Here is an 11,633-nt window from a genome sequence, read left to right as displayed (position 1 = left end):
CCTGGCGGGCGAAAAATAGCGGCGGCAGCGGCGGGAAGCGCCCCTTAACAACTATTCTCGTTCGCCGGCTAATACCGATTAGCGTGGACGCCCTTAATATTCCGCCATAGCGGTCTGTAACACGGCTGTTATTTTACGCCAGCAGCCATACCCTATCCCTCTTTAGCGTTACAGGTAGGCCGCCCGCGTGGCATGATAGGCAAGGTAACGGCGCGCCGCGGCGGCGAGAGGAGTAAACCTGTGGCAATCAAAGCGGTATTTTTCGACGTGGGCGAAACGCTGGTCGATGAAAGCCGGGAATGGGCGGAGTGGGCCGATTTTCTCGGGCTCTCCCGGTTGACATTTTTCGCCGCTCTGGGCGCCGTCATCGCTCGAGGCGAACATCATCGTCGGATATTCCGCCTGGTGCGGCCGGACAGTGATTTTCAGCAGTTGCAGCAGCAGCGCGAACAGGCCGGCAAATCTTACCGCCTGCGCGCGACGGATCTTTATCCGGACGCCCTACCCTGTCTGAGGCGTTTGCGCCAGGCCGGTATACTGGTGGGTATTGCGGGTAATCAACCCCAGGCGGTGGAACAGGCGCTGCGCCTGGCGGGAGTGCCGGCGGATATCATTCGCTCTTCGGCATCCTGGGGGGTAGAAAAACCCGATCCGCGCTTTTTCCAGCAGATCCTTGCCGCGACGCCGGGCCTTAAACCGAGCGAGGTCGCCTACGTGGGCGACAGACTGGATAATGATGTGCTCCCTGCACGCCAGGCGGGAATGCTGGCGGTATTTTTACGTCGCGGACCCTGGGCGCTACTGCAAGACGCCAGGCGCGAGACACCTGGGATCGCCCTTGACGATCTTCACGCGTTACCCGCGATCCTCTGCCGGCAGCCATAGAGATAACCTGAACGCCATCGTAAACGAAGCATCTCGGCGCAAAGTCGTTTACACTCTTCACCTACCGTGCCCGCGCGCCGTGATGGCGCGAACGGGTACCGATTAGCGGTTACCAAGCTGCCGCTCAGGGCGGTTCTCCGCCGCATTCATTTACTCCTATCCCTGGTTAACGGAATTACATGGCAAAAACGCCCTTTTCCCCCGCCGCGCCCGGCGTACCCCGTTTATTGGCGCGTGAATGTCTGGCGGGTATTGTCACCGCGCTCGCGCTGGTGCCGGAGGTGATCTCCTTTTCGGTCATCGCCGGCGTCGACCCCAAAGTCAGCCTTGTGGCATCGATTGTGCTGTGTCTGGTGACCTCGCTGCTCGGCGGGCGCCGCGCCATGGTCACCGCCGCCGCCGGCTCGGTGGCGCTGGTTATCGGCCCGATGGTGCATGTCCACGGCGTGGCGTATATCTTACCAACGGTGCTTTTGGCGGGCAGCGTGCAGATCCTGTTTGGCCTGGCGGGTCTGGCGCGCATGATGCGTTATATCCCGCGCTCGGTCATGGTGGGCTTTGTCAACGCTTTGGGCATTCTGATTTTTGTCGCTCAGGTACCGCACCTGCTGCATCACGCCTGGCAGGTTTGGCTTCTGTTTGCGCTGACGGGGGTGATTATGTTCGCATGGCCGCGCCTGACATCCGCCCTGCCTTCGTCGCTGGTGGCGATCGTTGTCGTGACCGTCATCGCGGTCTGGGGCGGCTGGCCGGTACCGACCGTCGGGGACGCAGGCCCCATGATGGCCGGACTGCCCGGCTTAACCGAGTGGCGCGTGCCGTTAACCGCCGAAACCCTGCGGATCATCTGGCCCACGGCCCTCAGCGTGGCGTTTGTTGGCCTGCTGGAATCGCTGCTGACGGCCAAGCTGGTGGATGAGTTGACCGACAGCCACTCGAGCAAGCGCCGCGAGTCATGGGCGCTGGGGGTGGCCAATCTCTGCGCCGGCGTGTATGGCGGGATCGCCGGCTGCGCGATGATAGGACAGACCCTCGTCAATGTACAATTGGGACAAGCGCGCACCCGCCTCTCCACCTTTACGGCGGCGCTGATGTTGCTGTTGTTGGTGACCGCGTTAAGCGGCGTGATGGCGCGTATTCCGATGGTGGTACTGGCGACGGTGATGATGATTGTGGCGGTCAAAACCGTCAACTGGCACAGCGTTAACCCGGGCACGCTGCGCAAAATGCCCTTTTCGGAAACGCTAGTGATGAGCGTCACCGTTGCGGCAACGGTCTGGACCGGCAATCTGGCGGTAGGCGTACTGGGCGGCGTGGTGCTGGCAATGATGCTGTTTGCCCGCCGCGTGGCGCATGTGATCAATGCCGAGCGGGAGCTGGCCGCCGACGGCAGCCAGGTGCACTATCGGGTGCGCGGCCCGCTGTTTTTTGGCAGCAGCAATGATCTCATTGAGCGATTCGCGTATGGTCAGGATCCGGCGACGGTGATTATTGATTTGACCCATTCGCAAATCTGGGACGCCTCCAGCGTGGCCGCGCTGGACGCCATTGTCACCAAATATCAGGCGCAGGGCGCCGAGGTAACCTTTACCGGCCTTGACGCACGCAGCAGCGATTTTCATCGGCGCCTGACCGGCCGCTTGTCGTGACCGCGGGCGGCGGACCGGCGACGGCGGCTGCGGTTGCGACGACGGCGGCGGCGGCGGCTGCGACGGCGGCGGCTGCGGCGGCTGCGACGGCGGCGGCTGCGGCTGCGGCGGCAGGATAGCGAACGGCAGGCGGGTAATGCGTCATGCCCTTAACCCGCAGGCCGCCTCGCGGCAAAGGCAAGCAAGCGAAGAACGCGGCCGGTCGATTATTTGATCACCCCTTTTCGTATACCGGCGGCGAATAGGGCATGGTAGCGGGGGTAAACATAGGCATACACGGCGTTTACCGCCGTTACACTCCGCAAACTCAACCCCGCGCTCACCAGCGCCACGCCCAACGATGCCGCCATATCGAGCGGGAAATGAACGCCCATAAACACCCTGGCCCAGGCGACCAGCACGCTGACCGCGAACAGGGCTAGCCCCTGCCGCCGCAGCGTGCCGCCGCCTATCAGGCTAAAGCTGATGGCGCAGGCCAGCGACATATGATCGCTTGGGAAGGAATTATTGGCCGCGTGATAGAGGAAATGCTGCCCGAGAGGGATCATAAACGGCCGCGGATGTTGCCAAACCATACCTATGGTGATGTTGATAACCAGCGCCAATAGCATGCTAAACAGGGCGTAGAGCACGGCCTTTTTTTGCGCCTCGCCGCGCCAAAACCAATTGAATAGCAACACCAGGGGAAACAATGCCACGGCGTCGCTGGCGAAGAATGTTCCCACCCGCAGCATGCCGGCGCTGACGGCGGCGGGGGCGTTGATTAACTGAAACAAATAAACGTTAAGCTGTTCCAAAGCCGGCGTGAAAGTTGTCATAGCTTCTATCCCTAGTTGAACAATGCAGGGGAATATCGCGCATCCTGTACGTCGTGATGTGGGTCATCGGGCGCCAGGCCCTGCCCTGCGCCGCGCGGCGAGCAATCGCGAACGCTCGCGCCGCGGCTCGAAGTGGCCTATTGTGCCACCCTGACCTGAAGGCAACATTAGGACCAGGCTGAGAATTGCCAGGGCGCGGCGTTCGCCCTTATACCGTACGCCGCCACGCGCGTCGCGGCGTACAGGTTTTGCCCCGATAGCGACAGCGACAGCGACTAAGGGTCAGGCTGAGAGTTGCCAAGGCGCGGCCGCCGCCCTCAGCGGCGCGGCGCGGCGTCCTTCTTCCGGGCGGGTAGGCAAATCAGCAGCAGGCCGCCGCAAATCAACGCCACACCCATCAGACGCGATAGCGTAAACCGCTCGTGAAATTCGGGGATCATCAGCGCACCGGCCGCCACCAGGACATAGCTGAGGCTGAGCAGCGGATAGGCTTTATTCAGCGGCAAGCGGCGCAGCGCCATGAACCAACAGCCCATGGAACAGGCATAGGCCAGTAAGCCGCCCGCCAGCAGCACTATAGCCACCGCGTTGCCCGGGTCCAGCCACAGGCGGGGAGCGGCAAGCGGCGGCAAATGCATCATCGCCCATTTCATCAGCAGCTGCGCGGCGCTGACCAATACCACGCTGAATAACCCCCAGCCATAGCCCCTCACAGATTGACCCCCATGACCATCACTCCCGCCACGATCAACAGCAGGCCGACGCCGTGACGCCATTCCACGGGCTCTCGCCACAGCCAACGGGCGGCCAGGGTCACCAGCACAAAATTAAGGCTGAACATCGGGTAAGCGATACCTACCGGCACCCGCTGCAATACCCATAGCCACACCAACATGGCGACGCCAAGCAGCAGCAAACTTGTCGCCAGCCAGCGCACCCGATGCCGGAGACGCACGGCGCCGGGCACCGCGCTGGCGGCGTGTTTCTGGCATAGCTGGCCGGCGCAGCTAAGCAGACTGACGAGGAAAATCAGTAGATAAATCATGGCCGGCGCTGATGGTATGACAACAGCACCAGCCGTCCGCGGCGGAAAGTTTCATCCGCGCGCGGCAGGTGGTCAATCTGCGACTCGCCGTTGGGAAGCAGCAGCACCAACGCAACCGACCCTTCTTTACAGCGTTCACGCAGCCAGTCAGAAAACCCCTCCTCGCGGATAAAACGGCCTGCGGCGTCGGGATAGCTCAAGCCATAGGCCAGCTCTCCCTGGCGTTCAAATAACCCAATATCGCTGCGCTGCAGCTCCCAGGCGAGTCCCGCCGCCACGCCGACGCTATCGGCGAGAATAAAGCGGCTATTCTCCAGCTGCGGGCGCACCGCCTGGATAAATGACTGGGGCTGCTTGGCGTCGATCACCCGCTGCGGTATCGCCTGTCCGACCAACAGCGCAATCCCCAGCGGACACAGCGCCGCCCAGCGCCAGCGTACCGCCGGCGCGCGCAGGGTCAGCCCGCCCACGGCCGCCCAGATCACAAAGCTCAGCACCCCCAGCAGCACTTTGCCGCCTTCATCGGGGCCGAAAAGCGGATGCCGCGCCAGCCCCCAGGGGGCCAACACGCCGGCTAACGCGACGACGCACAGCAGCCCGAACAGCAGATTGATCGCCCCGTTGACCTTCAGCGCCCGCCCGCCCCACGCCGTCGCATAGCGCGCCATCAGCAGGGACAACGGCGCGAAGCAGGGCAGGATATAGGTAGGCAGTTTGCCTTTCGACAGGCTGAAAAACAGCAGCGGCATCACGACCCAGCCCAGCAGATAGAACGCCCCGCTTTGCGCCTGACGTTCACGCCAGGCGCCGTGCAGCGCGCCGGGCAGCAGCGCCAACCAGGGCAGCGTCCCCGCCAGCAGCACCGGCAGGTAATACCAGAAAGGGGCTTTATGCTGGGCATTATCTTCCGCGAAGCGCTGTATATGCTCGACCCAGATGAAATAATGCCAGAAATCCGGCTCGCGACGCGCGATGGCGATGACCCAGGGTAAACTTGTCGCCACGGCGCCGACTACCGCCAGCAGCCCGTAAGACAACACCTCTTTCCAGCGTTTTTGCGCGATGACCCACGGCAGTACGCCGAGCACCGGCACCGCCAGCGCCAGGAAGCCTTTGGTCATGAACCCCAGCCCACAGGCAACGCCCACCGCCAGATAGCCCAGGCCTTTACGCCAACCGCGGGGCGCCTGCGCCGCCTGCCAGAAAGCGCACATGGCGGCCGCCAACCATAAGGCGATCATCGGGTCGAGCACCGCATAGGTCCCGATGCTATAGACCAGCAGGCAGGAGCTGAAAATCGCCGCCGCCGTCAGCCCCAGGCGATGATCCTGCCATAAACGCCGCGCCAGCCAGTACACCATGAGCGCCGTCAGAGCAATGGAGAACGTGGAACCAAAATGCACGGCGAAATTGGTGTGGCCAAACACCCACTGGCTCAGGTTATTGATCCAATAGCCGACGGCCGGTTTCTCAAAATAACGCAGGCCCAGGAAATGGGGGACGATCCAATCGCCGCTCGCCAGCATCTCGCGGCTTATCTCGGCGTAGCGCGTTTCATCCGGCTGCCACAGGCCGCGAAACGCCAGCGGCAGCAGATAATACAGGGCGATGACGAGCAGCAGCCCGACACCGGCTTTGATGGCTTTCATTCTCGACTCACTTTAACAAGCGCTGACATCCGACCCAGCCCTCCCGTCCCGGCAGAACGCCGCGCACCACCCGACCGACCGGCAGGGCGGCGACGTCCGGAGGGATGAGCTCCTGCAATGGACAAAAGCGGATCCCTTCCGCCGCCGCCATCGACAATAATTCCCGAAACATGCCGCTGAGCGCAATGCCCTCCGCTTCGGCATGAATAGTGTAAACCGGCGTCCCGCCGTCCGCTTTGATGCTATCGAGAATGAAGCGGTTGTAGCCTGCGCGGGTGGTGCTCCGACCGACGGCCTCGTCAAACGTGGGCTGCGTCACCGGTATTTGTACCGCGCCGAAAGCGCCGTTCGGCAGCAGCGGCCGAAAGGGGCCCGTGCCGCGACAATCGCTATTGTAACGAAAGCCAAAGGGCTGTTTAGCCTGCACCACGCGATCGTCCGCGCGCCAGCCCGCTACCGCCGAACAGGTTACCGGCCGGTCGATAATCGCGGTCAATGCATCCCGCGCCAGGCGAATCTGCTCGGTCAACTGACCTTCGCTCCACACCCCGGCCCAGGTCTGCCAGGCAAAATGATCCCAGGCGTGCAGCCCGACTTCATGGTCGGCCGCGGCGGCGCGGATCGGCGCGGCCAGCCCCTGGCCGATGTTCCTGCCGGGCCAGGCGGTGCCGGCCAGCAGAATATCCCAGCCGTAGAGCGAAACGGCGCGCGAGCGCAGCATCTTCAGCAAAAATTGCGGTTTTGCCAGACGCCACAAATGGCGCCCCATATTATCCGGCCCCACGCTAAAAAAGAACGTCGCCTGGATCTGCTGCGCCGCTAGCATCTCCAACAGGCGCGGCACGCCGTCGCGGGTGCCGCGCCAGGTATCGACATCAATACGCAGGCCGACGTTTTTCATTGCGGCGCGTCCGGCAAATCGACGGTTTGCAGGAAAAAGTCCAGCGTTTCGTCGATGGTCTGCGCCATGGGCACCGTAGGCGCCCAGTCCAGGAGGCGCTTGGCGTTACGAATGCTCGGCTTGCGGTGCTCGACATCCTGATAGCCTTTGCCGTAATAGCTGCTGCTCTCCACATCGCGGAAACCGGCGAACGGCGGGAAATGCTGGCGCAGCGGATGGCGCTCGAAACTTGCCAGCAGCAACTCCGCCAACTGCCGGATGCTGGCTTCGTTGTCCGGGTTGCCGATATTAATTATCTGGCCGTCGCAATTCTGGTCCTTGTTCTCAATGATGCGGAACAGCGCCTCGATACCGTCGCTGATATCGGTAAAGCAGCGTTTCTGCGCGCCGCCGTCCACTAATTTGATCGGCGATCCCTCCACCAGATTCAGGATCAGCTGAGTAATGGCGCGCGAGCTGCCGATACGCGCCGCATTCAGATTATCCAGCCGCGGTCCCATCCAGTTAAAGGGACGAAATAGCGTGAAACGCAGCCCCTCTTTTTCACCGTATGCCCACAGGACGCGGTCCAGCAGCTGTTTCGACACCGAATAAATCCAGCGCTGCTTATTGATAGGCCCGACAATCAAGCTGGAATCGTCTTCGTCGAACACCGGGTCGGTACACATACCGTAGACTTCAGACGTCGACGGGAAAATGATGCGTTTTTGGTATTTGACGCAATGACGAATAATTTTCAGGTTTTCCTCGAAGTCGAGTTCAAACACCCGCAGCGGATTGCGCGTATATTCAATAGGCGTGGCGATCGCCACCAGCGGCAAAACGACATCGCATTTTTTGATGTGATATTCGATCCACTCCGAATGAATGCTGATATCGCCCTCGACGAAATGAAACAGCGGGTTCACCATAAAACGGCTTATCGCATCGGTGCCGATATCCAAACCGTAGATTTCATAATTGCCGTCGCGCAGCAGACGTTCGGTCAAATGGTTACCGATGAAGCCGTTCACCCCCAGGATAAGCACGCGGGTACGGCGCTTATGGCTGACCAGCGGGCGCGGATTCAGCAGCGCGCCATTGACCAGCCCCAACGCCTGGGCCAACTGGCCGCCCTGCATATATACCCCTTGCTGGCTCTGGCCGGTTTGAATCTCCAGCGCATCGCTGCCGCAGGCGATAACCAGCGGATCAACGGACAAAACGGTGCCGGGCTGTGCGGCGTCGCTGTTCGGACGCACTTGCGCCTTCCAGACAATAAATTTTTCTCCGCCGGCATAGCTGAAGGCGCCCGGCCAGGGATCGGTCACGGCGCGCACCAGATTGGCGAGGGTCGCGGCGGGCTGACACCAGTCCAGGCGGCCATCTTCCGGCGTACGGCGGCCCACATAGCTGGCGGCGCTTTCGTCCTGGGGCGTTTCGCTAAATCGTTGTTCACGGATGGCCGGCAAAATGCTCTCCAGCACAGCCGCCGCCGCCTCGCACAGCTTGCGGTGCAGCGACGGCGCATCGTCCTGCGGCGTAATCGCCACGCCGCGCTGCGCCAGGATGTTGCCGGCATCGGCCCGCGCCGTCATGCGATGCAGGGTCACGCCGGTTTCCTCTTCGCCGTTGACCAGCACCCAGTTCAGGGGCGAGCGGCCGCGATAGCGCGGCAGCAGCGAACCGTGCAGATTGAATGCGCCCACCGTCGGCAGGCTCAGAATCTCCTGGCACAGCAGCTGGCGATAATAAAAGGAAAATATCACGTCCGGCGCCATTGCTGTGATTCGCGCTACCCACAGCGGATGGTTAACATCATCCGGCGCAAACACCGGAATACCGTGTTCCGCGGCGATGCGCGCCACCGAACCAAAAAAGGGTTTTTCCGTAGGGGCATCAGGATGGGTGATGATGGCCTCGATAGTAAAGCCTGCTTTAATCAGGGCGGTGACGCCTACGCAGCCCATATCATGATAAGCAAAAATGACAGCTTTCATTGTGTTTCCTGTTGAGACGAGAGTGGATTTTGACTGACCACACGCTGGACAAAATAACGGGGACGGGCGCGCACATCGTTATAGATACGGCCGATGTATTCCCCCAATAGCCCCATGCCGATAAATTGCGCGCCGATAAAAATGAACAGCACCGCGAACAGCATAAAAACGCCTTCGGCCGCCCAATGGGCGCCGAGAAACAGGCGTAGCGTGATGAGCAGCAGGGAAAATGCGAACCCCAGCAGGGCGATAATGCTGCCGATAACGCTCAGCATGCGCAGCGGCGTGGTCGTCAGGCAGGTGATGAGGTCATACATCAAATTGACAAGCTTCATCAGACTGTATTTGGAATCGCCGAATTCTCGTTCCGAATGCATCACCGGTATTTCGATGGTTTTGCGGGCGAAGGTATTGGCTAAAATCGGAATGAAGGTACTGCGCTCGTGGCAGTGCAGCATGGCGTCGATAATATGGCGGCGATAGGCGCGCAGCATGCAGCCGTAATCGCCCATCGCTTTGCCGGTCGTGCGCTGAATTAAGGCGTTGATCATGCGCGAGGCGCGCTTGCGGAACCAGCTGTCCTGCCGATTCTGGCGCACGGTGCCTACTACGTCGTAGCCTTGGGCCGCAACTTCGACCAGCCGCGGGATCTCTTCCGGCGGGTTCTGTAAATCCGCATCGAGGGTCACTATCAAATCGCCGCTCACGTGGCTGAACCCGGCCATGATGGCGGAGTGCTGACCGTAATTGCGGTTGAGCAATACCGCGACGATATGGCTGCCCGGCGCTTCGGCCGCGGCGGTCAATACGGCGGCGGAGTCGTCGCTGCTGCCGTCATCCACCAGCAGAATTTCATAGGCGGCGTCGAGCTGCTCGCAGGCCGCCACCGTGCGACGCATCAGTTCAGGCAGGCTTTCTTGCTCGTTATAGACCGGGATTACGATCGAAACTTTGTCTATTTTCATGGGTATTGTCATATCAAACCTTCGCAATGGCGCGCAGCGCGGCAATCACGCGCTCGACATCGTCATCATTCATGGAGGGAAAAAGCGGCAGCGAACACATGCGCGCGGAGTTCCACTCGGTGTCCGGCAGGACCAAATCGGGAAAACGCTCGCGGTAATAACGCTGCGTATGGGCGGCGCGGAAATGCAGGCCGGTGCCGATGCCGCGTTCTTTCAGCGCCTGCATCAGACCGTCGCGATCAATGCCGCACCGCCGTTCGTCGACGCGGATGATAAACAGATGCCAGGCGTGGTGGTGTTCCCAGACGGGCAGCGCCAGCGGAGAAAACGGCGTATCGGCCAGCCCGCGCAAATAGCGCTGCGCCAGGGCCGCACGGCGCGCGTTATGCTGCGGCAGTTTATCGAGCTGCACCAGCGCCATGGCGGCATTGATATCGGCCAGGTTGTATTTGTAACCCGGCGCCATCACTTCCGCCTGCGGAGCCCGGCCCTGCATATTGCGATCGAACGCATCCACCGCCAGACCGTGAAACTTCAGACTGCGGATGCGTTGCGCTAGCGCATCGTCGTCCGTGACCACCATACCGCCCTCGGCGCAGGTCATATTCTTGATGGCGTGGAACGAGAAGATGGCGGTGCCGGCGGCGCCCACGTGGCGGCCTTTGTAGCCGGTACCCGCCGCATGCGCCGCATCCTCAATTACCGGGATGCCGTAGCGTGCGCCCAGCGCGCGAATAGCGTCGATATCCGCCGGCGCGCCGGCGTAATGAACGGGCACAATGGCGCGGGTGCGCGGGGTGATCGCCGCTTCGATGAGCGCCGGCGTCACCATCAGCGTGTCGCGGTCGACATCGACCATAACCGGTTCAGCGCCGAGCAGGCAGATCATATTCAGGGTGGAAACCCACGTCTGCGAAGGCGTAATCACCTCATCGCCCGGCCGCAGCCCCAATGCCATGAGCGTGACGTGCATACCGCCGGTCGCCGAGCTCACGGCGATGGCATGGCGATTACCGGTCAATTGACAGAACGCCTGTTCCAGCTCTGCGCATTTCGGCCCTGTGGTGATCCAGCCCGACCGCAATACCTCACCGACGGCGGCGAGCTCGGCCTCGCCCAGCGCAGGCCGGGAGAACGGCAAAAATTCAGACATTATTCGGTTTCCCTTAAAAATGGCGAGTCACGATTGAGCGGCAGCAAGCGACATGATTGGCGTGAACGGTATTGCCGCTGAACGGTAAAGTTCTGTAATGAATGACCGCGCTACAAACCGGAGGGATCTTAACTGAATTTCCTTAAATGAAAATTAGGAGCCGCAATGAATAGGGCTATTTTTAAATGTTCGTTTAAGTTGTGTTTACCCACTCATATGCGGGTATTCTGTCATCACCCCATGTAACATTTTTCTCATCGCTGTATCGACTTCAATTAGTCTACGCTGAGATAGGATAAGTCAGCGTAATAAACGAAATCGTTTACCCTCGCCCTGCGCCGGTTTTTTTTCAACTTTGCATAGGGAAATAATTCAAATACTCCCTAATGAAATCAATAAGCTTGGCGTATTATCCGTCATTAACATTTTTTCGCGGTGGTTGCGCCGGTAAAAAAAGTATAGCGCGTGACTTTTTCCGCGAATGTCACCCATTTCTTTTTTTCACAGGCAAGCGCCTTCGGCACGCGCAAACGGATCTCGGCATTGGGAAACTTGAACCCTGGCAAAGGGGCCGTCGGCAACAGGCGTA

General features: G+C 60.7%; 10 protein-coding genes. 2 read left to right on the top strand and 8 right to left on the bottom strand.

All coding sequences use genetic code 11. The features are described from left to right. Positions 1–240: 240 nt before the first annotated feature. Positions 241–885: an HAD family hydrolase gene (locus SANT_RS05220; protein ID WP_025421246.1), complete on the top strand. Its 645-nt coding sequence runs from the start codon at positions 241–243 to the stop codon at positions 883–885. Between the two features lie 179 nt (positions 886–1,064). Then, complete coding sequence (locus SANT_RS05215) at positions 1,065–2,534, top strand: SulP family inorganic anion transporter (protein WP_025421245.1); 1,470 nt, start codon at positions 1,065–1,067, stop codon at positions 2,532–2,534. Positions 2,535–2,740: 206 nt separating this feature from the next. On the opposite strand, the gene SANT_RS05210 is transcribed toward SANT_RS05215, so the two are convergent. The 8 genes from SANT_RS05210 to arnB form a co-directional block, all read right to left on the bottom strand. After that, entirely contained in the window at positions 2,741–3,352 is a 612-nt protein-coding gene (locus tag SANT_RS05210; protein ID WP_051440115.1) for an undecaprenyl-diphosphatase, read from the bottom strand. A 317-nt stretch (positions 3,353–3,669) separates the two neighbouring features. Next, on the bottom strand, positions 3,670–4,065 hold the full coding sequence (gene arnF, locus SANT_RS05205) for a 4-amino-4-deoxy-L-arabinose-phosphoundecaprenol flippase subunit ArnF (protein WP_025421243.1): 396 nt from the start codon (positions 4,063–4,065) through the stop codon (positions 3,670–3,672). Further along, positions 4,062–4,397 (bottom strand): 4-amino-4-deoxy-L-arabinose-phosphoundecaprenol flippase subunit ArnE, encoded by a 336-nt coding sequence (arnE, locus tag SANT_RS05200; RefSeq protein WP_025246307.1) that lies wholly within the window; start codon positions 4,395–4,397, stop codon positions 4,062–4,064. The genes arnF and arnE overlap by 4 nt, the downstream gene beginning before the upstream one ends. Continuing rightward, complete coding sequence (arnT, locus tag SANT_RS05195) at positions 4,394–6,046, bottom strand: lipid IV(A) 4-amino-4-deoxy-L-arabinosyltransferase (RefSeq protein WP_025421242.1); 1,653 nt, start codon at positions 6,044–6,046, stop codon at positions 4,394–4,396. The genes arnE and arnT overlap by 4 nt, the downstream gene beginning before the upstream one ends. 7 nt (positions 6,047–6,053) lie before the next feature. Further along, complete coding sequence (arnD, locus tag SANT_RS05190; protein ID WP_025421241.1) at positions 6,054–6,947, bottom strand: 4-deoxy-4-formamido-L-arabinose-phosphoundecaprenol deformylase; 894 nt, start codon at positions 6,945–6,947, stop codon at positions 6,054–6,056. Further along, positions 6,944–8,926: a bifunctional UDP-4-amino-4-deoxy-L-arabinose formyltransferase/UDP-glucuronic acid oxidase ArnA gene (arnA, locus tag SANT_RS05185; protein WP_025421240.1), complete on the bottom strand. Its 1,983-nt coding sequence runs from the start codon at positions 8,924–8,926 to the stop codon at positions 6,944–6,946. The genes arnD and arnA overlap by 4 nt, the downstream gene beginning before the upstream one ends. Further along, entirely contained in the window at positions 8,923–9,903 is a 981-nt protein-coding gene (arnC, locus tag SANT_RS05180; protein WP_025421239.1) for an undecaprenyl-phosphate 4-deoxy-4-formamido-L-arabinose transferase, read from the bottom strand. Before arnC ends, arnA begins: the two co-directional genes overlap by 4 nt. Before the next feature lies 1 nt (position 9,904). Beyond that, on the bottom strand, positions 9,905–11,044 hold the full coding sequence (gene arnB / locus SANT_RS05175) for a UDP-4-amino-4-deoxy-L-arabinose aminotransferase (protein WP_025421238.1): 1,140 nt from the start codon (positions 11,042–11,044) through the stop codon (positions 9,905–9,907). Positions 11,045–11,633 lie beyond the last annotated feature (589 nt).

It is taken from the genome of Sodalis praecaptivus (assembly GCF_000517425.1).
Classification (GTDB): Bacteria; Pseudomonadota; Gammaproteobacteria; order Enterobacterales; family Enterobacteriaceae; genus Sodalis_A; species Sodalis_A praecaptivus.
This window is presented reverse-complemented; position numbering and strand designations above follow the sequence as displayed.

What these genes read in the sequence shown, in the direction of transcription:
- SANT_RS05215 (WP_025421245.1), top strand. Translation starts at nt 1,065, where the DNA reads ATGGCAAAAACGCCCTTTTCCCCCGCCGCGCCCGGCGTACCCCGTTTA.
- SANT_RS05210 (WP_051440115.1), bottom strand. Translation starts at nt 3,352, where the DNA reads ATGACAACTTTCACGCCGGCTTTGGAACAGCTTAACGTTTATTTGTTT.
- arnE (WP_025246307.1), bottom strand. Translation starts at nt 4,397, where the DNA reads ATGATTTATCTACTGATTTTCCTCGTCAGTCTGCTTAGCTGCGCCGGC.
- arnT (WP_025421242.1), bottom strand. Translation starts at nt 6,046, where the DNA reads ATGAAAGCCATCAAAGCCGGTGTCGGGCTGCTGCTCGTCATCGCCCTG.
- arnD (WP_025421241.1), bottom strand. Translation starts at nt 6,947, where the DNA reads ATGAAAAACGTCGGCCTGCGTATTGATGTCGATACCTGGCGCGGCACC.
- arnA (WP_025421240.1), bottom strand. Translation starts at nt 8,926, where the DNA reads ATGAAAGCTGTCATTTTTGCTTATCATGATATGGGCTGCGTAGGCGTC.
- arnC (WP_025421239.1), bottom strand. Translation starts at nt 9,903, where the DNA reads ATGACAATACCCATGAAAATAGACAAAGTTTCGATCGTAATCCCGGTC.
- arnB (WP_025421238.1), bottom strand. Translation starts at nt 11,044, where the DNA reads ATGTCTGAATTTTTGCCGTTCTCCCGGCCTGCGCTGGGCGAGGCCGAG.